The 24,048-nt window shown below is 73.3% G+C and carries 20 protein-coding genes and 1 pseudogene; 10 read left to right on the top strand and 11 right to left on the bottom strand.

Annotated elements, in window-relative coordinates:
* The first annotated feature begins 181 nt into the window (after positions 1-181).
* Positions 182-1,819, top strand: a complete 1,638-nt coding sequence (locus tag LDL48_RS02815) for a hypothetical protein (protein ID WP_225253365.1) — start codon at positions 182-184, stop codon at positions 1,817-1,819.
* A gap of 362 nt (positions 1,820-2,181) precedes the next feature.
* Here LDL48_RS02815 and LDL48_RS44990 read toward each other — a convergent pair.
* A pseudogene (locus LDL48_RS44990) lies at positions 2,182-2,382 on the bottom strand (hypothetical protein); the annotation flags it as partial.
* Between the two features lie 31 nt (positions 2,383-2,413).
* On the bottom strand, positions 2,414-3,841 hold the full coding sequence (locus LDL48_RS44380) for a sensor domain-containing diguanylate cyclase (RefSeq protein WP_225253364.1): 1,428 nt from the start codon (positions 3,839-3,841) through the stop codon (positions 2,414-2,416).
* A 213-nt stretch (positions 3,842-4,054) separates the two neighbouring features.
* On the opposite strand from LDL48_RS44380, the gene LDL48_RS02800 reads away from it, so the two are divergent.
* Entirely contained in the window at positions 4,055-5,932 is a 1,878-nt protein-coding gene (locus LDL48_RS02800) for a Xaa-Pro dipeptidyl-peptidase (protein ID WP_225253363.1), read from the top strand.
* 22 nt (positions 5,933-5,954) lie between these two features.
* Positions 5,955-6,581 carry a histidine phosphatase family protein gene (locus tag LDL48_RS02795; RefSeq protein WP_225253362.1) on the top strand — a complete coding sequence of 209 codons (627 nt, stop codon included), beginning with the start codon at positions 5,955-5,957 and terminating at the stop codon, positions 6,579-6,581.
* A 49-nt stretch (positions 6,582-6,630) separates the two neighbouring features.
* Here the strand turns inward: LDL48_RS02795 and LDL48_RS02790 are convergent, their stop codons facing one another.
* Entirely contained in the window at positions 6,631-7,386 is a 756-nt protein-coding gene (locus tag LDL48_RS02790) for an NADPH-dependent F420 reductase (protein WP_225253361.1), read from the bottom strand.
* A 223-nt stretch (positions 7,387-7,609) separates the two neighbouring features.
* Between LDL48_RS02790 and LDL48_RS45355 the strand changes: the two genes are divergently transcribed.
* The 5 genes from LDL48_RS45355 to LDL48_RS02765 all read left to right on the top strand — a co-directional run bounded on the left by LDL48_RS45355 (position 7,610) and on the right by LDL48_RS02765 (position 12,648).
* Positions 7,610-8,041, top strand: a complete 432-nt coding sequence (locus tag LDL48_RS45355; protein WP_255627209.1) for a hypothetical protein — start codon at positions 7,610-7,612, stop codon at positions 8,039-8,041.
* 9 nt (positions 8,042-8,050) lie between these two features.
* Entirely contained in the window at positions 8,051-8,578 is a 528-nt protein-coding gene (gene def, locus LDL48_RS02780) for a peptide deformylase (protein WP_225253360.1), read from the top strand.
* Positions 8,579-9,027: 449 nt separating this feature from the next.
* Complete coding sequence (locus tag LDL48_RS02775) at positions 9,028-9,483, top strand: (2Fe-2S)-binding protein (RefSeq protein WP_225253757.1); 456 nt, start codon at positions 9,028-9,030, stop codon at positions 9,481-9,483.
* Complete coding sequence (locus LDL48_RS02770; protein ID WP_225253359.1) at positions 9,483-10,463, top strand: FAD binding domain-containing protein; 981 nt, start codon at positions 9,483-9,485, stop codon at positions 10,461-10,463. Before LDL48_RS02775 ends, LDL48_RS02770 begins: the two co-directional genes overlap by 1 nt.
* Complete coding sequence (locus tag LDL48_RS02765; RefSeq protein ID WP_225253358.1) at positions 10,456-12,648, top strand: xanthine dehydrogenase family protein molybdopterin-binding subunit; 2,193 nt, start codon at positions 10,456-10,458, stop codon at positions 12,646-12,648. Before LDL48_RS02770 ends, LDL48_RS02765 begins: the two co-directional genes overlap by 8 nt.
* A 3-nt stretch (positions 12,649-12,651) precedes the next feature.
* Here the strand turns inward: LDL48_RS02765 and LDL48_RS02760 are convergent, their stop codons facing one another.
* Positions 12,652-13,572: a sensor histidine kinase gene (locus tag LDL48_RS02760; RefSeq protein ID WP_225253357.1), complete on the bottom strand. Its 921-nt coding sequence runs from the start codon at positions 13,570-13,572 to the stop codon at positions 12,652-12,654.
* Positions 13,573-14,090: 518 nt separating this feature from the next.
* Here LDL48_RS02760 and thrS point away from each other — a divergent pair.
* Positions 14,091-15,326, top strand: a complete 1,236-nt coding sequence (thrS, locus tag LDL48_RS02755; protein ID WP_225253356.1) for a threonine--tRNA ligase — start codon at positions 14,091-14,093, stop codon at positions 15,324-15,326.
* A 35-nt stretch (positions 15,327-15,361) separates the two neighbouring features.
* Here thrS and LDL48_RS02750 read toward each other — a convergent pair whose 3' ends face one another.
* The 3 genes from LDL48_RS02750 to LDL48_RS02740 form a co-directional block, all read right to left on the bottom strand.
* Positions 15,362-16,981 carry a methyl-accepting chemotaxis protein gene (locus LDL48_RS02750; RefSeq protein ID WP_225253355.1) on the bottom strand — a complete coding sequence of 540 codons (1,620 nt, stop codon included), beginning with the start codon at positions 16,979-16,981 and terminating at the stop codon, positions 15,362-15,364.
* Positions 16,982-17,047: 66 nt separating this feature from the next.
* Complete coding sequence (locus LDL48_RS02745; RefSeq protein WP_225253354.1) at positions 17,048-18,031, bottom strand: NAD(P)-dependent alcohol dehydrogenase; 984 nt, start codon at positions 18,029-18,031, stop codon at positions 17,048-17,050.
* Between the two features lie 76 nt (positions 18,032-18,107).
* Positions 18,108-18,794, bottom strand: coding sequence for a TetR/AcrR family transcriptional regulator (locus tag LDL48_RS02740; protein ID WP_225253353.1), 687 nt, complete (start codon positions 18,792-18,794; stop codon positions 18,108-18,110).
* A gap of 108 nt (positions 18,795-18,902) precedes the next feature.
* Here LDL48_RS02740 and LDL48_RS02735 point away from each other — a divergent pair, with 108 nt between their 5' ends.
* Positions 18,903-20,264, top strand: a complete 1,362-nt coding sequence (locus LDL48_RS02735; RefSeq protein WP_225253352.1) for an MFS transporter — start codon at positions 18,903-18,905, stop codon at positions 20,262-20,264.
* Between the two features lie 3 nt (positions 20,265-20,267).
* Here the strand turns inward: LDL48_RS02735 and LDL48_RS02730 are convergent, their stop codons facing one another.
* From LDL48_RS02730 to LDL48_RS02715, 4 genes are all read right to left on the bottom strand, one after another.
* Positions 20,268-20,609: a VOC family protein gene (locus LDL48_RS02730; RefSeq protein WP_225253351.1), complete on the bottom strand. Its 342-nt coding sequence runs from the start codon at positions 20,607-20,609 to the stop codon at positions 20,268-20,270.
* Positions 20,610-20,673: 64 nt separating this feature from the next.
* Positions 20,674-21,072, bottom strand: a complete 399-nt coding sequence (locus tag LDL48_RS02725) for a YkvA family protein (RefSeq protein WP_225253350.1) — start codon at positions 21,070-21,072, stop codon at positions 20,674-20,676.
* Positions 21,073-21,136: 64 nt separating this feature from the next.
* Entirely contained in the window at positions 21,137-22,726 is a 1,590-nt protein-coding gene (locus LDL48_RS02720) for a methyl-accepting chemotaxis protein (RefSeq protein ID WP_225253349.1), read from the bottom strand.
* 166 nt (positions 22,727-22,892) lie between these two features.
* Positions 22,893-24,017 (bottom strand): glycoside hydrolase family 53 protein, encoded by a 1,125-nt coding sequence (locus tag LDL48_RS02715; RefSeq protein ID WP_225253348.1) that lies wholly within the window; start codon positions 24,015-24,017, stop codon positions 22,893-22,895.
* Positions 24,018-24,048 lie beyond the last annotated feature (31 nt).

The following is a 24,048-nucleotide window of genomic DNA, read 5'->3' as shown; positions in this document are numbered from 1 at the left end:
ACCGACAGGACGTCGCCGGTGAGCTGGAGGTAGTCGTGCATCCGGATTCCCTTCACGGTGGTGGGTGGCATCAGGTTCGCGGTCGTTCGGGGGGTCCGGCCACCGGTCCGGACCCGCCCGGACCGGTGAATCCGGCTATCTGGTGTTCCAGCCTGGGCGGGCCCGCGCCTACCGTGGTCCGGTGCTCGCTCCGGACCCCGACCACGTGCGCACTCCCGACCAGTTCGTGGCGGCGCTGAACGCGCTGCGCGGGAAGCGGTCCTACAAGGCGCTCGTCCGGGCGCACCCGGCGCTGCGGCAGAGCACGCTGGGCGACCTCCTCACCGGGAGGTCCACGCCGACCCGGGAGACGGTCACCGCATTCCTCACCGCGTGCGGCCTCGACCAGCCGGCGCAGCGGCCCTGGCTGGCGGCGCAGGACCGGACCGCGGCGGCTCGTCCGGGCCGTCCGGCGGGGGCGGTCCGGGTGCGTACGGCGGTGGCCCGGCGGCTCGGCGTACACCCGTCGATCCAGACGTCGGCCGGCGCCGACGCGCTGCCCGACTACGTGCCCAGGGACTTCGATGCCGAGCTGCGGCGGATGCTCCGGCCGGGCGCGTTCGTGCTGTTGCGGGGCGGTTCGTCGACCGGGAAGACGCGGGCGCTGTTCGAGGCGGTGCGGGAGGCGCTGCCGGAGTGGTGGCTGTTGCACGGCGACCGCGACGGCGACGGCGAGCCCGGGCCGCGGACCGTGCTGTGGCTCGACGAGCTGCAGCGGTGCCCGGTGCCGCCCGGCCGGATGCGCTCGGTGCTGGCGACCGGGGCGATCGTGGTCGCGACGCTGTGGCCGGACGAGTACAACTGCCGGACCGCCCCGCGCACCCCCGGCCACCCCGACCCGTACGCCGCGGAGCGTGAACTGCTCGGCCTGGCGCAGGTCATCGACGTACCCGATGAGTTCTCCCCGGCCGAGCGCCGACTCGCCGAGATCCTCGCGGCCGGCGACCGGCGACTGCGGATCGCCCTGGACAGCACCGACGCCGGGGTGACCCAGGTGCTCGCCGCCGGGCCCGAACTGGTCCGGCGCTGGGCGAACGCCGACAACACCGACCCGCGACAGTACGCCGGCCGGGCGATCGTCACGGCCGCGCTGGACGCCCGGCGCGTCGGGGCGCGTACCCCGGTGACGCGCGACTACCTGGCCGCCGCCGCGCCCGCCTATCTGACCGCCGCGCAACGAGCGGCCGCCCCGCCGGACTGGCTCGACCGCGCCCTCGACTACGCCACCACCCGCCTGCACGGCGCGGCCGCCTGCCTCACCCCGATGGGCGCCGGCATGGCCGTCACCGCCGGCTACCGGACCGCCGACTACCTGCACCAGCACGCCCGGCTCCGGCGGCGCACCGAGCCGCTGCCGGACGCGGCGTGGCAGGCGCTCGTCGACCGTCATCCGGACGACACGTTCGATCTGGCGGACAGCGCCGTCCGCCGGGGCCGGCCGGACATCGCGCGGCTGCTGCGCGGCCGGGTCCCGCCCGCGGAACGGCTGCGCCACTACCTCGACCGGGAGTGCCACCGCACCATGGTCAGCGCCGTGATCCGCGACGGCGTCGGCGACGCCGACGAACAGGTCAACGCGCTGCTGGCGGCCGGCAGACACTGGGCCGAACTGCGCGAGCGCTCCGACGCCGGCCGCCCCGGTGCAGCCCGCCACCTAATCGACGGGCTGACCCGCGACGGCGATCTCGACGCGCTGCATGCCGAGATGCACGCGGGCACGCCACTGGCCGCCGACCGCCTGGCCGCGCTCGGCCGGTCGGCCGCCGTCCTGCCCGGATGAGGTCGGATCGGCCACCCGCCGGCCCGGCCGGGCGCCGTCGCCGCACCGGCACCGGGGTGCCGCCACGTCCGCCGCCGCGGATCATGACTCCGGAGTGACGGCGCGGCCGACCGTACGGCGCGCGTCGCGCCAGGCGACGAGCGCCGCACGCAGCTCACCCCGGGCCGGTAACCGGTAGTCACCGGTCGCCAGGGGAACCCTCTAGAGGGCGCTCCAGCTGTCCGGCCGGGAGCCGTCGAGGTCGGTGAAACCGTACTCCCGGGAGAGTTCCGCGGAGCTGACCGACCGCTGGTTCCAGCGTGCCCGGCGATCGCCGCCACCGCCCGTCCGACGAACCGGGGTGACGCCTCCGGGCCGCCCTTCAGGAGTTCGGCGCCCCAGATGTCATTCACCAGCACGTCGAGGCCGCCGTGCTCGGTGCGGAGGCGCTCGGCCAGCGCCCGGACCTGATCCGGCTCCAGGTGGTCGACCTGAACGGCGATGCCGCGTCCGGCGCCTCGCGTCGCACCCGCCACCAGGGCGACGCGGCCCCACGGTGCCGCTGCATCCACCGACCGGCGCATCACCGGACCATGTCACGGCACCGGTCCGTTGTCAGCCGCGGTGGAGCAGGGCGTCCACGTCGATCGGGGCCGGCGCCGGGGCGGTCCGGAACACCTCGACGCGCTCGCCGCCGGCCTTCTTCGCCTGGTACATGGCGAGGTCGGCGTGGTGGATGAGCGCGGTGGTGCCGTCGGTGTTCCGGTCCTGCAGGGCGACGCCGATCGAGCTTCCCACCCGTACCGTGTGGCCTTCGATCTGGTAGGGGTCGGCGATCTTGATGCGGAGCCGGTCGGCGATCGCCACCGCCTGCTGGTCGTCGGTCAGGCCGGCGCACAGCACCAGGAACTCGTCGCCGCCGAACCGGCAGACCACGTCGCCGCGGCGGGCGCTGTCGGCCAGGCGGTTCGCCACCGCGGTCAGCAGGGCGTCGCCGGCCGCGTGGCCGTAGGCGTCGTTGATCGGCTTGAAGCCGTCCAGGTCGATGAAGAGGACCGCGACCTTCTCCTCGGCCGGGCGCCGCTCGGTCAGGGCCCGGTCGACGCGCTCGATGAACAGCATCCGGTTCGGCAGGCCGGTCAGGGCGTCGTGCTGCCGCTCGTACGCCAGCCGCGCGGACCGGGTGAGCGCCGTGACGCCGAAGACCATCATGCACACCATGGCCAGGACGAACGCGCCGAAGATCTGCCAGGCGAGCCGCCGGGTGGGCTGGATGGGTTCCAGCAGGACCCGCTCCGGCGCCACGAAGATCACCCGCCAGCCGGTGCCGGGGACGCCGGCCGCCGCATAGTAGTCCTCGCCGACCCTGCCGGCGTCGGCGTTGCGCACCGCGGCGGCGAGGCGGTCCTCCGGCAGCGGCGCGCCGATCTTCTCCGCACCGGTGCGGGCGATCAGCAACCCGTTGGCGTCGACGATGTAGGCGTGGCCCTCGCGCAGTCCGAGGGAACTGGACAGGTAACTCGCGGCGAACGCGTTGATCGTCTCCAGCGGCACCGAGCCGATCCAGACCCGGGTTCCGCCGGCGGCCTGGTACGGCACGCCGAAGAGAAGCATCTGACCGTTCGGCCCGTTCCGGAGGTTGTCGAAGACCATGGTCGACCGGTCCAGGGCCAGCTTGAAGACCGTCGCCACCAGCGCCTGGCCGGACGCACGGCGCAGCATTTCCGGCCGACCCGCCACGATCGTGCCGTCGGCCGTCAACACGGTGCTGAACGTCATCGTGGCGTCGGCCTCGAGCGCCGCCTGCACCGAGCGGGAGTCGCCGCCGAACAGCTGCTCGGCGGTGGCCTTGTTCTGCGCGTGGCTGGCGGTGAACGCGCCGCTGGTCAGTTCGCCGGCCACCGCCGCGCGCTGGGCGAACTCGTCCCGCAGCCGGTCGCCGGCCGCCCGGTCGGTATAGACCAGATAGCACGCGACCAGGCCGATCAGGACCAGCGCCGAAACCGTGCTCAGGGCCAGCGTGGTGTTCCCGCGGATCCTCACGATCGTCTGTTCGGCGGGGCGGGGCGTGAGCTGAGGGCATCGGCGGCGCCGGTCGGTCCGGGATCGGTGAGGCGGATGTGGCGACTCCGCGGGACGGCCCGCCCGATCCGGCGCGGGCGGGACCGCGCCGGTGGGAATGTCGTCGGATGGCGGCTGAACATCGATGCCTGACGATATAATGCGGTCATCCACTCATCACAACGGGGGCTCAGCATGCGTTCCATCGAGGCTGCCGTCCGCGCGGGCGCCGCCGTCGCCACCGCCGTCGTCACCGCGCTGGCCGGGGCGGGCCCGGCGACCGCGGCACCCGGCCAGCCGGCCACCCAGCCGGTGCACGACTACGCCGAGGCGATCCGCGAACGGATCTGGGTGCAGACCAGCGTGGACAGCGACGCCGACGGCCGGCCGGACCGGGTCGAGGTCCGGATCATCCGCCCGCGTGACTCGGCCAAGGGCCTCAAGGTGCCGGTCATCTTCCAGGGCAGCCCGTACTTCGGCGGGGTCCGGGACGTGCTGAACCACGACGACATCGATCGCACCGGCGAGGGCGACCGCACCGGGCGCCGCGGCGGCACCCGCTCCACCCGGGCCGACAGCGTCGTGTTCAGCAGCTACCTGGACAACTACTTCGTGCCCCGCGGCTACGCCTACGTGGAGGCGGACAGCCTCGGTTCCGGCGGCTCGGACGGCTGCCCGACGTCCGGCGGGCGGAGCGAGACGCTCGGCATGAAGGCCGTCGTGGACTGGCTGAACGGACGCGCACCGGCCTACGACCGGGTCGGCGCACCGGTGTACGCCGACTGGTCCACCGGGCGTACCGGAATGATCGGGGTGTCCTACAACGGCACGCTGCCCAACGCGGTCGCCGCCACCGGGGTGCGCGGGCTGGAGACGATCGTCCCGATCGCGTCGATCTCCAACTGGTACGACTACTACCGGGCCAACGGCGGCGTGGTGGCACCGGGCGGCTTCCTCGGCGAGGACGCCGACGTGCTGGCCGAGTTCGTGCTGACCCGGCGGAGCCCCGCGGCCTGCGCGGACGTGCTCGCCGAGCTGGGGCGCGAGCAGGACCGGGTCACCGGTGACTACGGCCGCTTCTGGAACGAGCGGAACTACCTCAACGACGCCGACCGGGTCCGGGCCAGCGTGTTCCTGGTACACGGCCTGCACGACGAGAACGTCCGCACCCTGCAGGCCGGCCAGTGGTGGGACGCGCTGACCGAGCGGGGCGTACCCCGCAAGATCTGGTGGCATCAGGGCGCGCACTCCGACCCGTTCAACCTCCGGCGGGCGGAATGGCTGGACACCCTGCACAAGTGGTTCGACCACTGGCTCTACCGGATCGACAACGGCGTGATGGGTGAACCGATGGCGGACGTCGAGGTCGCGCCGAACACCTGGCAGACCTCGGACACCTGGCCGGTGCCGGGCGCCGAGCCGACCGCGCTGACGCTGGACGGGCCGTCCGCGGACGGACGGCCCGGGACGCTGCAGCCGGGACCGGAGGCCGCCGGCGGACGGCAGGCGTTCGTCGACGACCCCGAACGGTCCGCCGAGGAACTGGCCGCCGACGAGCTGTCCGCCGACCCGCACCGGCTCGCGTACCTGAGCGAACCGCTGGAGCAGCCGGTCCGCCTGTCCGGGACGCCACGGATCACCGTCCGGGCGGATCTGGACGGGAAGTCGCCGTACCTGACCGCGCTGCTGGTCGACTACGGCACCGCCGAGCGCTTCACCGGCTTCCAGGGGCTGCCCGGCCAGGACTGCATCGGCCCCGGGACGCCGACCGACCCGGGATGCTTCTGGCGGACCGGGTACGCCACCGAGGAGACGCCGTACGAGGTGGTCACCCGGGGCTGGATCGACGTACGCAACCGGGTGTCGCCGGCCCGGAGCGTGCCGATCGAACCCGGCCGGCCGTACTCCTTCTCCTGGGATCTGCAGACCGACGACCACGTCTTCGCACCGGGTCACCGGATCGGCGTGGTGCTGATCTCCACCGACCGGGAGCACACGCTGCGCTACCCGGCGGGCACCGAGGTCGGCGTCCGGCTCGGCGTGTCCAAGGTGGTGCTGCCGCTCGTCCGGTGAGGACGGCTGGGATCATGCCGGGATGCAGACGCGGCTTCTCTTCGTCCGGCACGGCGAATCGGTGCACGCGGCCGACGGCGTGGTCGGCGGCCCGGAGTCCTGCCGGGGCCTGACCGACACCGGCCGCGCCCAGGCCCGCCGCCTGGCCGACCGGCTGGCCGGGGAGATCGGTACGGCCGGCCCGGTCGCGGTGTACTCGTCGGTGCTGCGGCGGGCCGCCGAGACCGCGCAGCCGATCGCCGCCGCGCTGGGCGTGACCGCGGCGGCGGACTGCGGGCTGTGCACCTGGCACACGCCGCCGTACGCGGACGGGATGCCCGTCGCCCGCTTCCAGGCCGACCACGCGGTGCCGGGCGGCGGGGTGTTCCGCCCGTTCGAGGCCGGCAACGAGACCTGGGCCGAGCTGGTCGTGCGCACCGGCCGGGCGATCCTGGACATCGCCGGCCGGCACCGGGGCGGCACCGTGGTGCTGGTCGGCCACGGCGAGACGGTGGAGAGTTCGTTCCACGTCCTGGCCGACCAGCCGCTGTACCGGGCGTTCGACCTCAAGGTCGCGCCGGCGTCGGTCACCGAGTGGGTCACCGGGGACGATCCGGCCGGGTGGCCGCCCGCGCGGTGGACGCTCCACCGCTTCGGCGACGCGCCCTAGCCGGACCGCAACGGCACTCGGTGGAGTGGGTCGATCGGCCACCCGCCACTCAGGTGCTCTTCAGGCCGGGCAGGTATCCGCCGGCCTTGCCGCGTACGGCGGACTCGGTGAGCTTCCTGATCTGGTCGGCGGGAACCGGGACGCCGGGGTTGGTGACGTGCCAGCGGTGGCCGCGCTCCGGATCGAGGTCCTTGGGCGGCTCTCCGGCGAGGTAGGGCCGGACGTAGACCGGGTTGTTGGGTTCGCTGCGCCAGCTGTCGGCGAGGGTGCCGATGTCCACGGCGTCGTAGCCCAGGGTGTCCAGCAGTGCGACCACCCGCGCCTTGGCGGCGGTGTCGTCGCCGGCGACGGGCAGGGCGCTGCGGTCGGGATGGCCCGCGGGCCGTGCACGGTTGCCGAGGCTGATGTAGGTGATGTTGTTGAACGCCTTGACCACGACGGAGTCGGCCAGGTGCCGCTGTACCAGCTGGCTCGAGGTCAGCTCGTTCGAGTCCAGCTCCGCCAGGCGGCCGTCGCGTTGTGGGTAGTAGTTCAGCGTGTCGATCACGGTCTTGCCGGCCAGCGCCGCCGCCGGAAGCAGGCGGTAACCGCTGAGCGGGATGGCGGCCACCACGAGGTCGCCCTGCCTCGCGGCGTCGGCGGGGGTGCCGGCATGGGCGTGCTCGCCGAGATCGGCGACGAGGTCGGCGAGGGCGCCGGGGCCGCGGGAGTTGCTCAGGACGACGTCCAGGCCGGCGGCAACGGCCAGGCGGGCCACCGTGGTGCCGATCATGCCGGCGCCGATCAGTCCGAGGGTTATGGTCATGACGGTTTCCTCCGGTCGGATTTCCCTGGCCCCTCCCGCCTGATCGCAGGCCGGCGAGGTGGACGAGGGCCATGGGTGGATGCGGGTGAAGCAGCCACCACGTCGATGTTGAACGTTCAAGTCGAGCGTGTCAGGAGCGACTTGAACTTTCAAGCCGCTGGCGACGACGGTCTTTGTGACCACTCCCACGTCGATGTCTCACCCCGCGCCTACCCTGCGCGGCATGACGGACCTCACCGATTACGCCCGGCCCGCCGCGTTCACCGACCTGAGCGACGTCCCGCCGGTCGCCCTCGACCGCCTGCCGGACGAGCCGGTGCCGATCTGCGACCTGGTCCGCCATCTGGTCGTCCACCCCGACGAGCACCTGCCGGCATTTCGCCGTGCTCGCCTGCGCGCTGCTGCGGCACCGCGGCATCCCGGCGCGTGCCCGGTGCGGGTTCGCCACCTACTTCCAGCCCGGCAAGGGCCTGGACCACACGAGTGGGGACGGATGGCGGCGTCGTACCGGGGCGAGACCGGCGCCGGCTATGACGCGCTGATGGACCGGATCGCCACGGTGTGCGCCGTCGACGATCCCGCCGCGGTGGCCGGGCTGTACGCCACGGAGGACCTCACGGTGCCGCCGGAACTGGTCCGTGCACCACGGTCCTAGCATGGCGCCGTGACCGTACTCCCGATCCGGCTCGTCGGGGACCCCGCCCTCCGCCGGCCCGCCCAGCAGGTGACCGATTTCGACGCGGAGCTGCGTACCCTCGTGGCCGATCTGCGGGAGACCCTGGCCGACCGCCAGGGCGCCGGCCTCGCCGCCCCGCAGCTCGGCGTCGGCCTGCGCGTCTTCGTGATCGCGCCGCAGCTGGTGGACGGCGGCGTGGACCACCTGGTCAACCCGGTGCTGTCCTTCCCGGACGACGACGAGCAGGACGGCCCCGAGGGCTGCCTGTCCATCCCCGGCGTCTACCTGGACACCCGGCGCCGGCTCAACGTGGTGGCCACCGGGTTCACCGCGCACGGCGACCCGGTGCAGGTGGTGGGCGACGGGATGTTGTCGCGCTGCATCCAGCACGAGACGGACCACCTGGACGGCGTGCTCTTCATCGACCGGCAGGACGCCGCCCGGCGGCAGCGGCTGCTGGCCACGCTGCGCGAGGCGTCCTGGTTCGACGCCACCGTCAAGCTCTCCCCGCACTGACCGGGGCTACCTCGGTGCCGGCTCCAGGTCGATCCGGATCAACGGTCCGGTCACCTGGCCGGACAGCCGTCGCCACCGCGCCTCGCACCGGTGCCGGGAGTTGCGCCACCACCCCTGTGGTCTCCTGGCCGGCATCGCCGCTCCCTCCACGCACACCTGCACACCCATTGTGCTCCCGGCTCTCGGACATTAACGTTCATCACTGTCTTCTTCGGAAGTTCCGGGCTCCGCCGGACCCACCGCGACCGCGTGGAGGCCATGTGATGACAGGGCAGGCAGACGGCGACGGGGTGTCCCGGCGCGACCTTCTGGGCCGGACCGCCGTCGCGGCTGCGGGCGCCGCCTCGGCGACCGTGGTGCCCGGTGCCGCGCTGGCCGCGGGCCGCCCGGCCGCCGGCGCAGCCGCAGCCGCCGGCGCGGCCGGCAGCGAGGCCACCATCGAGGTGGCGATGACCGTGAACCGGCGGCCGGAGCGGATCCGGGTGGACCCGCGGGTCACGCTGCTCGACGCACTCCGCGACCGGCTCGCGTTGACCGGCACCAAGAAGGGGTGCGACCAGGGGCAGTGCGGCGCGTGCACGGTGCACGTCGACGGCGAACGGGTGCTGTCCTGCCTCACCCTCGTCGGCACCGTGCAGCACCGGTCGGTCACCACGGTCGAAGGGCTCGCCGACGGCGACACCCTGCATCCGGTGCAGCAGGCGTTCGTGGACTGCGACGGCCTGCAGTGCGGATTCTGCACCCCCGGCCAGGTGATGTCGGCGGTCGCGCTGCTGCGCGAGGGGCACACCCGCTCCGACGGCGAGATCCGCGAGTACATGTCCGGGAACCTGTGCCGGTGCGGCGCGTACAACAACATCGTGCAGGCGATCAGGTCGGTGCGTCCCGGCCCGCGGAGCCGGTGATGCGGCCGTTCCGGTTCGACGTGGCGCGCAGCGTCGAGGACGCCGTGCACCGGCCGGCGCCCGGCCTGGCGTACCTGGCCGGCGGCACCACGCTGGTCGACCTGATGAAGCTGGAGGTCGCCAACCCGGCCGCGGTGCTCGACATCAACCGGCTGCCGCTGCGCGGAATCCGGTCGGACGGTCCCGGGCTGCGGATCGGCGCCCTGGAGCGGATGTCCGCCGTGGCCGGCCACCCGGCGGTGACGTCCGGCTACCCGCTGCTCGCCGAGGCGCTGCGGCACAGCGCCTCACCGCAGGTGCGCAACATGGCCAGCATCGGCGGCAACCTGCTGCAGCGGACCCGGTGCGGCTACTTCCGGGACGTCCGGACCGGCTGCAACAAACGGGTGCCCGGCAGCGGGTGCCCGGCGATCGAGGGCGAGAACCGTACGCACGCCGTGCTCGGCACCAGCGACACGTGCGTGGCCACCCATCCCAGCGATCTCGCGGTGGCGCTGGTGGCGCTGGACGCCACGGTGCTGGTGCACGGCGCCGGGGGCCGCCGCGCCCTGCCGATCGCGGACCTGTACCTGCTGCCCGGCAGCACCCCGGACCAGGAGACCGCCCTGCGGCCCGGCGAGCTGATCACCGAGGTCACCGTGCCGGCGCTGCCCGCCGGCACCCGGTCCACGTACCTGAAGATCCGCGACCGGCAGTCCTACGAGTTCGCGCTCTGCTCGGCCGCGGTGGCGCTGCGGATGCGGGGCCGGGTGGTGCGCGAGGTACGCGTCGCGGCCGGCGGCGTCGGCACCCGGCCGTGGCGGCTGCCCGCGGTGGAGGACGCGCTGACCGGGCGGGCGCCACGGCCGGACGTGGTGGCCGCGGCGGCGGCGCACGCGGTGGACGGGGCGCGGCCACTGAGCCAGAACCGGTTCAAGGTGCTCCTGCTGCAGCGCACCATCACCCGGGCCGTGCTGAGCCTGGTGGACGGCCGTGGCTGACTCCCCGCTCGGCCGGCCGGTCAACCGGGTCGACGGCCGCCGGAAGGTCACCGGCACGGCGGCCTACGCCGCCGACCAGCACCCGGACCGGATGGTGCACGGGCATCTCCTGGTCAGCGACGTGGGCCACGGCACCATCCGGAGCATGGACACCGCGGCGGCGCGGTCCGCACCCGGCGTGCTCGCCGTCTTCACCCCGTTCGAGCCGCTCGCGCTGGCCGCCGGCGCCGGCCAGAACTGGGTGCCGCTGCAGGACACCCTCGTCCGGTACCACGGCCAGGTGATCGGGATCGTCGTGGCCGACACGTTCGAGCAGGCCCGGGACGCCGCCGCCCTGGTCCGGACGGACTACGACGAGACACCGCCGGCCGCCTCGTTCGCCGCCGGTATCCCCACCGCCACCGTGCCCACCGGCGGCTGGGAGCCGCCGGTGGTGGACATCCTGGCCGACGGCGTGACGTCGATCGACGAGGCGCTGGCGGCCAGCCCGGTCGTGGTCTCGGGCAACTACTCCCAGCCGAGCAAGCACCACAACGCGATGGAGCCACACGCGACGGTCGCCGACTGGCGGGACGGCGGGCTCGTCGTGCACGGCGGGACGCAGGCACCCGCCGGGCACGCCCGGTCGATCGCCGCGGCGTTGCGGCTGGACCCGGCCCAGGTGCGGGTGCTCAGCCCGTACGTCGGCGGCGGGTTCGGCAACAAGGCGACCACCTGGGCCGACGCGGTGGTGACGGCCGCGGCGGCGCGGGCGGTCGGCCGCCCGGTCAAGACCGTGCTGACCCGGCCGCAGACGTTCACCGTCACCGGGCACCGGTCCGCGGTGGCCCAGGCCATCGCGCTCGGCGCGGACCACGACGGAACGCTGATCGCGCTGAAGCATGACGCCTGGTCCAGCCTGTCCGGCTCCGGCTCGGTGTTCGAATCCGCGCCCGGCACCACCTCGCGCATGCTCTACCGGACCGCGAACCTGCACGTCGGGCAGAAGGTGGTGACGCTGGACGTGCCGCCGTCCACGTTCATGCGCGCACCCGGCGAGGAGTCCGGTTCGTTCGCGCTGGAGTGCGCGATGGACGAACTGGCCACCGCGCTGCGGATGGACCCGGTGGCGCTGCGGCTGAAGAACTACGCGACGGTGCTGCCCGGCCGGAACGTGCCGTGGTCCAGCAAGCACCTCGACGAGTGCTACCGGGTCGGTGCGTCCCGGTTCGGCTGGGCCCGGCGCCGGGCCACGCCGTCCGCGGTCGCCGAGGGCGACTGGTGGGTCGGCATGGGGATGGCCACCGCGGTCTACCCGGCCAACCGGTTCCCTACCTCGGTCCGGGTGCGGCTGCTCGCGGACGGCACCGCCGCGGTGTCCACCGCGTCCGCGGACCTCGGAACCGGGATGTGGACCGTCCTGGCCCAGCTCGGCGCGGACCGGCTGGGCATCGCCATGGACCGGGTCAGGCCCGAGCTGGGCGACTCGGCCCTGCCGGCCAACTTCGGCGCGTTCGGGTCCGCCTCGACCGCCGGCGTGGCTCCGGCGCTGCGGGACGCCGCCGCGGCCGCCGTCCGGTCCCTGACCGAGATCGCCGTGTCGGACGAGCGTTCGGTGCTGCACGGCGCCGACCCGGCCGGGGTGGAGTACCGGGCGGGTGCGCTGCACGCCGGTGGCCGCAGTGTCACGTTCGGCGCGCTGCTGACCGCGACCGGCCACCCGGCGGTCGAAGCCACCGCGAGCGGCGGCCCCGGTGGCCCGCCCGCGGAGTACGCGTTCCACTCCTTCGGCGCGCACTTCTGCGAGGTACGGGTCAACCGGTGGACCGCCGAGCTGCGGCTGTCCCGGATCACCACGGTGGTGGACGCCGGTACCATCGTCAATCCGAAGACCGCCCGCAACCAGATCGAGGGCGGCATGCTCTTCGGTGTCGGCCAGGCCCTGTTCGAGGGAGCCCAGGTGGAGCCGAACGGCCGCATCGCCAACGCCAACCTCGCCGACTACCTGATCCCGGTCAACGCCGACGTCCCGCCGATGGACGTGCACTTCCTGGACCACCCGGACACCGTCTTCAACCCGGCCGGCGTACGCGGCGTCGGCGAGATCGGCACCGTGGGCGTCGCGGCGGCCATCGCGAACGCCGTCTTCAACGCGACCGGCCGCCGGGTCCGGGACCTGCCGATCACCGTGGAGAAGCTGCTCTGACGGTCACCGGGGGCCGGCGGTGACGGTGATGACGAACCGCGCGCCCGGGCCGGCCGGCTCGTAGTGGGCCGCGCCGCCGTGCGCCTCGGCGAGCTGCCGCACGATCCACAGGCCGAGCCCGGTGCCGTCCGGCCCGCCCACGCCGAACCGGGTGAACAGCCGCGGCCGGAGTTCCTCGGGCACACCCGGTCCGTGGTCCCGCACCTCGATGCGGACCACCGGCCCGTCCGCCGCGGCGCGGACCGTCACCGGCGGCTGCCCGTACCGCAGGGCGTTGGCGACCAGGTTCACCACGATCTGTTCGAACCGCTCCGGGTCCACCCAGATCGTCAGTCCGGCGTCGATGTCCACCGTGACCCCGTCCGGCCGCACGTAGGACAGCGCCTCGCGCACCAGGTCGCCGGCCGGGAGCCACTGCCGGTTCAGGCGCAGGGTGCCGGTGGCCTCGATCCGGCTCAGGTCGAGCAGCCCGGTGGCGAGCCGGGCGATCCGGCCGGTCTGCCGGATCGCGGCGTCCAGCATCGGCCGCACCTCCGCGGCGCTGGTGTTCTTCAGCTCCTCGAGCGTCATCTGCACCGTCGCCAGCGGTGACCGGACGTCGTGCGCCAGCGTGCTGATCAGCGAGCCGCGCCACTGTTCCAGGCGGGCCAGGCGCTCCCGCTCGGCGCGCAGGTGCTGGGCCTGGGCCTGGACCAGCAGCGCGATGCCGAGCGCGACCGGCAGCAGGATGAACCCGCTGCCGAGGACCGCGGGCGGCTGGCCCGTGACGATCAGCGGCACCAGGTAGGCCAGCGTGGCCGGCACCACCAGGGCGCACACCAGGGCGCGGGAGAAATGCAGGGCCGCCCAGGTGTAGAGCAGCACCAGAAACGGCCCGGTGCCGGCCGCGACGCCGCCGAACGCCCAGGTGGAGAAGCCGAGCACGACGAAGCCGGGCAGGGCGAGAAGGGCCGGAGCGTGCGGGTGCCACCGGTCCCAGGGCAGCTGTCCGGCGACCGCGGCGATCAGCAGGTCGGCGGCGGCGATGGTGAGCAGGTCGGCGCCGCGGCCGGGGGCCGTGGGCAGGCCGACGATCGCGAGGACACCGGCAAGGACGAACAGCGCCGCCGCCTGCCGGGCGGCGACGCGCGGTCCGGAGCCGAGCAGGCCCAGGCTGGGGAGGGCTCGAGGACTGATACGGAAACCCTATAACAGACAAAACGCCTCGGGGACGTCTCCGGGACCGCCCGGTCCGGACCGGGCGGTAATCCGCTGGCCCGTCGCGGCGGCACGCCGTACCGTCGCCGGTGTGATCAGCGCAGCGATGACGACGACGCCGGGACGTCCCGGCGTACGTTCGCGCTGATCCGAACCCAGCGACGACACGGCCCCGGGCGAGATGCCCGGGGCCGCTCTCGTGTGTGCCTCCGGGGTCCCGCCGGCCATGACCCGAGGAGACACCGATGTCCGTGGACCACCGCCGGCTCGGCCGCGCGCTCGACCTGTTCGACTCCGATCCGCTGATCGGCGCCGGCCTGCCGTTCTGGTTGCCGGCCGGCGCCGCGGCGCGGCACGAGGTGGAGTCGTACGTGCGCGAGCTGGAACGCCGCGCCGGCTACCAGCACGTGTACTCGCCCGCCCTGGGCAAACGCCAGATGTACGAACTCTCCGGCCACTGGGCGAACTTCGCCGACGACATGTTTCCGCCCCTGGGCGACGACGGCGCGGACGGCGACGCGCTGGTGCTGAGGCCCAGCCTGTGCCCGCACCACGCGCTGGTGTTCCGGTCCCGCCCGCGGTCGTACCGGGACCTGCCGTTGCGCATCGCCGAGCTGGGCGCGATGTACCGTGCCGAGCGCTCCGGCGTGCTGGGCGGCCTGCACCGGGTGCGGTCCATCTGGCTCAACGACGCGCACGTCTTCTGCGCCCCGGCGCAGATCGGCGCGGAGGTCGCCGGCGCCCTGGCGCTGGTCCGGCAGGCACACGCCGCGCTCGGCCTGCGGGCCGCGTCGTTCCGGCTGTCGCTGCGCGGCGGCGGCGGCAAGTACGCCGGCGACGACGCCGGCTGGGCCGAGGCGGAACGACTGCTGCGGGAGGCACTGGACGCGGCCGGCGTGCCGTACGAGGCGGCGCCCGGCGAGGCCGCGTTCTACGGCCCGAAGATCGACGTGCAGATCGCCGACCCGGCCGGCCGCGAGTCGTCCCTGTCGACCATCCAGGTGGATTTCCACCAGCCGGAGCGGTTCGGACTGTCCTATGCCGACTCCTCCGGCCGCCCGGCCCGGCCGGTGCTGGTGCACCGCAGCCTGGTGGGCTCGCTGGAACGGTTGTTCGCGCACCTGATCGAGGTGCACGCCGGCGCCTTCCCGGTGTGGTACTCCCCCGTGCAGATCGTCGCCGTGCCGGTGGCCGCCGGGCAGCAGGCCGCCGCCGAGGCGTTCGTCCGGGAAGCGGTCGCCGCCGGGCTGCGCGCGGAGGTGGACCACGACGGGTCGGTCGGGGCGCGAATCCGGGCGGCGGCCGGGCGGAAGATCCCGTACGTGGCGGTCATCGGGCCCCGGGAGGCACCGGACGGGCGGGTGGTGCTGCGGCTGCGGGACGGCCGGCAACTCCCGGCGATGCCGGGTGCCGAGGCGGTCGCGCTGGTCCGCGCGGTGGCCGCGGCGCGCATTCCCGGGCTTGTGCCGGACGTGGTTTAGCGCACGGCGGGAACCGGACGGACCGGCGTCCGCCCTCAGATCTGGAAGCGGCCGACCACCGATTGCAGGTCGGCGGACACCTCGGCGAGGTCGTCCGCGGCGGCCCGGATGGCGGCCACCCCCGCGGTGGTCGTCCCGGCCGTCGTGGCGACCGCGGTGACGTCCGCGCTGATCTCGGTCGAACCGGCCGCGACATCGCCGATGCTGCGGCTCATCTCCTCGGTGGTCGCGGTCTGCTCCTCGATCGCCGAGGCGATGGTGGTCTGCAGCGTGTTGATCCGGTCGATCACCTCGGTGATCCGCCCGATGGCCTCCACCGCCTCGGCGGTGTCGGTCTGGATGGCGGTGATCCGGGCGTCGATGTCGGCGGTCGCCCGGCCGGTCTCGGACGCCAGGTCCTTGACCTCGCCGGCCACGACGGCGAACCCCTTGCCCTGTTCACCGGCGCGGGCGGCCTCGATGGTGGCGTTGAGCGCGAGCAGGTTGGTCTGCTCGGCGATGGCGGTGATCACCTTGGCGATCTCGCCGATCTGCCGGCTGGAGTCGCCGAGCTTGCCGACCGTGGCAGTCACCACGGTGGACACCCCGGCCGCGGCCGACGCCACGCCGGCGGCTTCGCCGGCGCTGCGGGAGATCTCGCCGATCGAGGCACCCATCTCCTCGGCCCCGGCCGCGACCGCCTGCACGTTCGCCGAGATCTGCTCGGCGGCGCCGCTGGCGGCGACGGCCCGGCTGCTGGTCTGGTCCGCGGACATGGCCAGCTCACCGGACACCGTGGTGAGGTCGCGGGACTTGTCGGCCAGGCGGTGCGACCGCTCGTCCACCGCCCGCATGGCCTCGGCGATGTCTGCCACGAAGGTGTTGAAGGACCGGGCGACGCTGGTCAGCTCGTCGCGGCCGGACTCGGTGAGCCGGGCCCGGAGGTCGCCCTCGCCCTCGGCGATGTCCGCCATCCGCAGGCGGAGCGCGGTCAGCGGCGCGGCGATGCTGCGCGCCACGATCAGTGCGACGAAGACCGACAACAGCAGCCCGGCCACGCCGGTGGCGATCAGCGTCTGCCGTCCGCGCCGGGCCGTCGCGGCGGCCTCGTCGGCGGCCCGCAGACCCGCCGCCGTGATCTGCGTGGCCAGCTCGCTGGTGGCGGCCGACGCCTGACCGAAGGCGTCCAGGGACTCCCCGGACGCCAGATCGTTGGCGATCCGGATGGATTCCGGGGTACCGGCCCGGTAGTTCTCCACGATCCGCCCGTCGATCTCCAGGAACGTCTCGAACGACTCACGGGCCCGGGTCAGCAGCGCCCGCTCGCCGTCGTCCAGTTCGGCGCGGCCGACCGCGTCGTACTCGGCCCGCAGGGCCGCGGCGGACGCGAGGAACTGCTGGCGCTGGCCGACGGTGTCGGACAGCGCGTTCGGCACTCCGCGGGTGAAGTCGAACGCGTACCCGGTCTGCCAGCCGGCCACGTCCGCGGTGCGGAACTTGGCCTCCATCACCTGCCCGACGAGCCGGGTGGCCTCGCGGGTCCGGCCACTGGCGTCCAGTTGCGCCTGAAAGCCGGACACCGCGATGCCCACCAGAGCGCCGGCCACCAGGACACCGAGACCGGCGATCACCACGATCCGGGCCGAGATGCGCCACCGTCGCATCGCTTCGATCACACCGAGTAACGCTAGCGGAACGATGCCGCCGCATCCGCCGGGATCGGGAAAGCCGCCGTACCGAGGTCACCGGCTGACCACGACCTTGCCGGCGGCGTGGCCCTGTTCCTGGTAGTCGACCGCGGCCGCGAGCTGGTCGAACGGGAACTCCCGGTCGATCACCGGGGACACCCGCCCGTCCTCGATCAGAGCGGTGATCTCGTCGAGGCAGGCCCGCTTGTCCGGGCACCGGACCGCGTCCGCCAGCCGCAGGCGGCCCGGCGCGAACGCGCCGGCCGCGAGCGTCGCGAAGACGTGACCGGCGGGCTGCACCCACCGGCCGGCCGGCCCGCCCACCAGGACCACGACGCCGCCCGGGGCGAGCACCCGCCGGTACGCCCGCCCCGGGTGGTTGCCGGCCACGTCCAGCACCACGTCCCAGCGCCGCCCGCTGCGGGTGAAGTCGGTGGTCCGGTAGTCGATCACGTCGGCGGCGCCCAGCGACGTCGCCAGGGCGGCGTTGTGGGCGCCGACGACCGCGGTGACCGTGGCGCCGTACGCCCGGGCGATCTGCACCGCGAACGTGCCGACGCCGCCGGACGCACCGTTGATCAGCACCCGGCCCGGCCCGGATGTCCCGGCGGCGCGCAGCGCGAGCAGGGCGGTGACCGCCGCCATCGGGACCGCGGCGGCCCGCGGGTAGGACAGGTTCCGCGGCATCCGGGCGAACCGGCCGGCCCGGGCGCTGACGTACTCGCCGAACCCGCCGCCGTCGAGCAGCCCGAAGACGTCGTCGCCGGGGCGGAACCCGGTCACCGCCGGGCCCACCGCCTCGACCTGCCCGGCGACGTCACAGCCGAGCACGGGGAACCGCGGGCCGCGCAGCCCGGGGCCGTCCGGCAGCAGGCGCGCGACGACCGGCTCGCCCCGCAGGTGGTGCCAGTCGTACGGGTTGACCGACGTGGCCCGCACCCGCACCAGCACCTCGTCGCCGGTGGGTTCCGGACGGTCCAGCTCGTGGACCCGCAGCCGGTCCGCCGAGCCGTACCCGGTCTGGACGTATGCCCTCATGGAGCCTCCCTTACGTTGTAAGACTTACAGCGTAAGGTAGCGGCGCAAGGAAGCGCCAGGCTGTGCCGGAAAGGCGTCAGGCGGCCGCGCGGAGGCGGTCCAGGCCGTCCAGGATCAGGTCCAGCGCGAACGCGAACTCGGCCTGGTCGTCGCACCAGCCGAGGGTCGAGCCGGGGTCGTCGTGCGCGATCTCCCGCACCATGCCGGTCAGGTGCGGCAACTCCGCGGCCAGGTCGGCCAGCGCCGCGTCCGGCGGCTGATCGGCACCGGCGGCCGGGTCGAACAGCTCCTGCGAGAAGCCGAGCGCGCGGCTGCCCAGGGCGTGCAGTGCGTGATGGGCCAGATCGTAGGAGAACCCGCCGGCCCGCATCATGCCCAGCAGGGCGTCGTAGTAGCGGAGGACCTCCGGACTGGTCCGGGTCCGCGACTCCAGCACCCGTGGCGCCCAGGGATGGCGGAGCAGCACCTCGCGGGCGGCCAGCACGGTCGCGCGGACCGCGGGCTGCCAGCCGCCGGCCGGCCGGCCGATCCGGCCGGTCACCTCGTTGATCTCCCCGACCAGCACGTCGACCACGCCGTCCAGCAGCTCTTCCTTGCCGGCCACGTGGTAGTACAGCGACATCGCCTCGGCGCCGAGGTGCTCGGCGAGCCGGCGCATGGTCAGCGCGCCGAGGCCGCCGCCGTCGGCGATCGCGATGGCGGCCCGGAGCACCCGGTCGCGGGTCAGCGGCGTGCGCGGCACGGGGCCGGTCTCGGTGGTCACTCGGTGTCAGCCTCCTGAGCAGCCGATTTTACGGGTCCGCCCCGGCGACCGTGTGCGGCGGCGCCCCGGGTGGACATGAACCCGGCTCGAGGTCCTACCGTCATGGTCATGGTCGCCATCCAGGGGAATCGCCGCGCGTTCTTCCATCTGCTCGTGAACACGCTGCTGGTCTCCGTGATCAACTACACGGTCTGGTTCGCGCTGACCTTCTACGTGTACCTGCAGACCCGGTCGGTCTTCGCCACCGGCGTGGTCTCCGCGGTGTTCCTGGTGTTCACCGCGCTCACCGGCATCTGGTTCGGCAGCCTGGTCGACCACCGGTCGAAGAAGACCATGATGCAGGTGTCGGCGATCGTGTCGACGGTGCTGTACGCGGCCGCCTTCGCGGTCTACCAGCTGGTCCCGGACGGGTCCTTCACCGACCCCGGCAGCCTCGCGCTGTGGGCGCTGATCGTGCTGCTGATGCTCGGCGTGATCGCCGGTAACATCCGCACCATCGCCCTGCCGACGCTGGTCACCGCGTTGATCGCCGAGGACAGCCGGGATCGGGCCAACGGGCTGGTCGGCACCACGTCCGGCACGTCGTTCCTGGTGACGTCCGTGATCAGCGGCGTCCTGGTAGGTCTCGACGGCATGTTCTGGGTGCTGATCCTGGCGCTCGGCGTGCTCACCGTCGCGGTGCTGCACCTGGCGCTCGTGCCCGTGCCGGAGCGGCCGGCCGCCGCGGAGACATCCGAAGCGGGCTCCCGGCGGGTGGACCTCCGCGGCACGGTACGGGTGATCGGCGAGGTACCCGGGCTGTCCGCGCTGATCCTCTTCTCCGCGTTCAACAATCTGCTGGGTGGCGTGTTCATGGCGCTGCTGGACGCCTACGGGCTGTCGCTGGTGTCGGTGCAGGCGTGGGGCCTGCTGTGGGGCGTGCTGAGCACCGGCTTCATCATCGGCGGGCTGCTGATCGCCCGGACCGGCCTGGGCGGTAACCCGGTCCGGTCGCTGCTCGCCGTCAACCTGGTGCTGTGGGCGGTGACGCTGCTGTTCCCGATGCGCTCGTCGGTGCTGCTGCTCGCCGCCGGCCTGTACGTCTACATGCTGCTGGTGCCGTACGCGGAGGCCGCCGAGCAGACCATCCTGCAGAAGGTGGTGCCGTACGAGCGGCAGGGCCGGGTGTTCGGGTTCGCGCAGAGCGTCGAGCAGGCCGCGTCGCCGCTCACCGCGTTCCTGATCTCGCCGGTCGCGCAGTTCGTGTTCATCCCGTTCATGACCGACGGCGCCGGGGCGCGCACCATCGGCACCTGGTTCGGCACCGGAGCCGACCGCGGGCTGGCCCTGGTGTTCGTGCTGACCGGCGTGGTCGGCCTGGTGGCCACGACGGTGGCGCTGCGCAGCCGGCCGTACCGGCGGTTGAGCAGGCGCTACGCCGACGGGCCCGCCGTGCCCGGGCCGGCCGAGGCGACCTCGACGGCGGTGTGACCGTCAGAGCGGTGCGCCGCCCAGGCCGATCTCGTTGCCGTCCGGATCGCGGTAGGTGACCTTCCGGACCCCGTTCGTGTACGTCTCCCGCTCGGCCGGTTCCAGCCCCCGGTCGGCGATCGCGCCCACCCGCGCCTCGAGGTCGTCGACGAACACCGTGGTCAGGCCGTGGCCGGCGTGGGCGGGCCGCTGCTCGATGTAGACATAGCGGTGCTCGGCGACCTCCCAGACCGCCTCGATGTCGTTGGGGCAGAACGTCGGCGGGCCACCGAACAGCGTCTCGTACCAGGTCAGCGCGGTCGGGTAGTCGGAGACGGAGATGCCCGCGAAAAGATCGACAGCCATGGCGCCATCCTAGGGCGTGTTTCGGAGTGGGGGCCGGAGCGAGGCGAGGTCCAGGTGTGCCCGGCTAACCGCGGCGTGCCGGGCCGAGCAGGCGTTCCACCAGACGGGGTTCGCCCGGCCAGGCGGCGAGCAGCACGTCCCGCGGCACGTGCCGGCCGGCGTAGCGCAACGCGAGCGCCACCACCACGATGTCGTCCAGCGGGCCGATCACCGGGATGAACTCCGGGATCAGGTCGATCGGGCTGGCCACCCAGAGCCCGGCCAGCAGCACCACCACCTTCGCGCGGCGCGGCACCCGCGGATCCGCGCGCAGGCGGCGGACCGTGGTCACGCAGTCCGGGATGAACGCGGCGAGGTCGCGCAACAGGCCCGGCGGCAGGCGGCGGGCCAGCACGATCAACAGCAGCCAGCCGGCGACCAGGCCGGCGAGCGCGGCACCCAGGCCGATCGCCCACTCACGCATCACACCGCCATCACCCCGACGAGGGTACGGCGGCAGCGGCCCGCCGCGCGGCCCCCGCCACCGTCTAGAACCGGAAGCCGGACACTAGGGACTGGAGTTCGTCGGACACCTGCGCGAGTTCCCCGGCCGCCTGACGCGACTCGGCGACCGACGTACTCGTGGAGCGCGCCACGGAGGCGACGCTGTCGATGTTCGCCGCGATCTGGCCGGAACCGGACGCCGCCTCGCCCACGCTGCGGTTCATCTCGTTGCTGGTGGCGGTCTGTTCCTCGACCGCGGACGCGATGGTGGTCTGGTACTCGTTGATCCGGGCGATCACCCGGGCCACGTCCTGGATCGCGGTGATCGCGCTGGCCGTGTCGGACTGGATGGCCGCGACCCGGCGGGAGATGTCCTCGGTCGCCCGGGCGGTCTCCTGGGACAGCTCCTTGACCTCCCCGGCGACCACGGCGAAGCCCTTGCCGGACTCGCCCGCCCGGGCCGCCTCGATGGTGGCGTTGAGGGCCAGCAGGTTGGTCTGCTCGGCGATCGCGGTGATCGACCGCACCACGTCGCCGATCTGCTCACTGGACTGACCGAGCCGCGAGATCGTGTCCGCGGTCGTCTCCACCGCGGTCACCGCGTTGGCGCCGACCGTCGCGGCCTCCGTGGCGCTGTGCGAGATCTCCCGGATCGACGCGCCCATCTCCTCCGAACCGGCGGCGACGGTCTGCACGCTGCGGGACACCTCCGCGGCGGCCGCGGACACCACCCCGGCCTGGGCGGACGACTCCTCCGCGCCGGCCGCGATGGTGCCGGACAGCCCGTTGATCCGGGTGCTCGCCGAGGCCAGCCGCTCCGCGCCGGCGGAGATCTTCGCCATCGCCTGGCCGATCGACTCCAGCGCGCTGTTCAGCGATCGGCCCATCCGGCCCACCTCGTCGTCCCGCCGGAACGCCAGCCGCCGGGTCAGATCACCGTCGGCGACCGCGCGCAGGACCGTGCCGGCCTGGTCCAGCGGCCGGGTGATGCTGCGCGTGGTCCACCAGGCGATGCCCACCGCCAGCGCCACCGCGATCGCGCACAGCACCAGCATCAGCGTCAGGAACCGCTGGGCGGTGGAGCGGGCGAAGCCGGTCTCGGCCTGGTTCATCGACTCCTCGAGGTCGATGAAGACGTTGATGACCCGCAGCCACTCCACGAACGACGCACGCGCCTGCGAGGTCAGCACGGTGAGCGCACCGGCGTTGTCCCCGGCCTGCCGGCGGCTGACGATCTGGTCGATCATCGGTAGCGTGGTGGCCTGGACACTCTTGATGTCCGCCAGCGCCGCCCGCTCCTTGTCGTCGGCCTTGGACCCGTCGGCGAAGATCTCGTCCATCTTGGTGGCCGAGTCGTCGTACTTCACCGTCAGCTGCTCGATGAGGTCGACCTCGGTCTGCACCTCACTGTCCGTCTTCGCCAGGACGATGTCCCGGACCGCGATGGCCCGGTCGTGCACGCTCCCGCGGAAGTTGATCGCGTACCGCTGTTTGACCGCATTGATGTCATTGATGACGGTCAGCTTCTGATCGATCGAGGCCACCTGGGTCACCCCGGCGACGACCAGCGCCACCATGCTCAGCACCACCGCCAGGAAGCCCAGCCCGAGCCGACGCCCGACCGTCAATCTCATCCGATTCATGCCTTCCCCCGACTGCGCAGCAGGCTCACCGCCCCCACTGTCTACGGCCGCACCGGCGCGCACAGCGAAAACGTGAAATCCGCCTGTCCGGGGGTGTTCCGTGCGACAATTCCCGGCCGCGTGGCCGGCGGCGCCGCCCCTCGGGGTGCCCGGCGGCTCAGCTGATCCAGCGCACCGCCGGGTTCAGCACGCCGGTCCAGTTGAAGACGGCCATGTTGTCCCAGCCGTCACCGGAGTTGGCGATGTCGTTCGGGTCCCAGCCGTTGCCGGGCACCGCGTACCAGGTCGGCTCCCAGTAGAAGACGCCGATCGCGCCGCCCGCCTTGGCGGCCTGCTGGACGGCGGTGAACGCGGCGCCCTGGCCGTCCCAGGTCGCCGGATATCCGGGGCAGGCGGTGCTGATGCTGTTCCCGGTGTGGTCGGCGTTCGCGGTGGTGAACGGGGCGGCGGTCTCGGCCAGGACGACCGGACGGCCGTACCGGGTCCGCACGTCGGCGATCACCGAGGTCAGGTTGGCCAGCGTGCCGTGCCAGTTGCAGTAGTACGACAGCGCGGTCGCGTCCCAGGTCACTCCGGCCGCGCGGATGCCGTCGTAGAACCAGCGGGCGTGCGCCTGGCTGTCCGCGTTCGCGGTGTGGATCATGACCTGGGTATCGCTGTGGCACGCCTTGGTGGCCTGGTAGCCGGCCTTCAGCAGCGCGGCGAGGTTGCGGAAGTCGTTGTTGACGACCTTGCCGTCGTTCCACAGCATGCCGACGTTGATCTCGTTGCCGATCTGCACGCTGTCCGGGGTGGTGCCCTGCGCCTTCAGATCCCGGCACAGCGCGTACGTGTAGTCGTAGACGTCGGTGGTCAGCGCGGCGATGCCGTGGCTCGCCCAGGCCGCCGGCTTGGTCTGCACGCCGGGGTCGGCCCAGGTGTCGGAGTAGTGGAAGTCGACGAGCAGCCGGAAGCCCTTCGCCTTCACGGTCCGGGCGTACGCCAGCACCTTGGCCGCGTTGTTGTAGCCGCTGCGCGGGTTGTTCCAGACCCGCAGGCGGAGGTAGTCGACCCCGGCCGACCGGAGGATGTCCAGCGGGTCGGCCTGCGTACCGTCGGCGGTGTAGTACTTCGCACCCAGTTCCACCGCGCGCTGCAGCGTCGAGACGTCGGCGCCGCGCATGGTCAGCGTGCTGGCCGCGCCGGCGGGCGCGGCCGGCACGGTGAGCGTGGTGACGCCGAGGACGGCGGCGAGGACCGCGCCGGACGCGGTCGCACGCCGGCCGGGGCCGGAGAAAGACATCGACGAACTCCTTCGGACAAACACTGGGAGC

Origin of the sequence: Jidongwangia harbinensis, assembly GCF_020216025.1 — a bacterium.
In the GTDB taxonomy this organism is placed as follows: domain Bacteria; phylum Actinomycetota; class Actinomycetes; order Mycobacteriales; family Micromonosporaceae; genus Actinoplanes; species Actinoplanes harbinensis.
The sequence above is the reverse complement of the archived record's forward strand: the minus strand, read 5'-3'. Positions and strand labels throughout refer to the sequence as shown.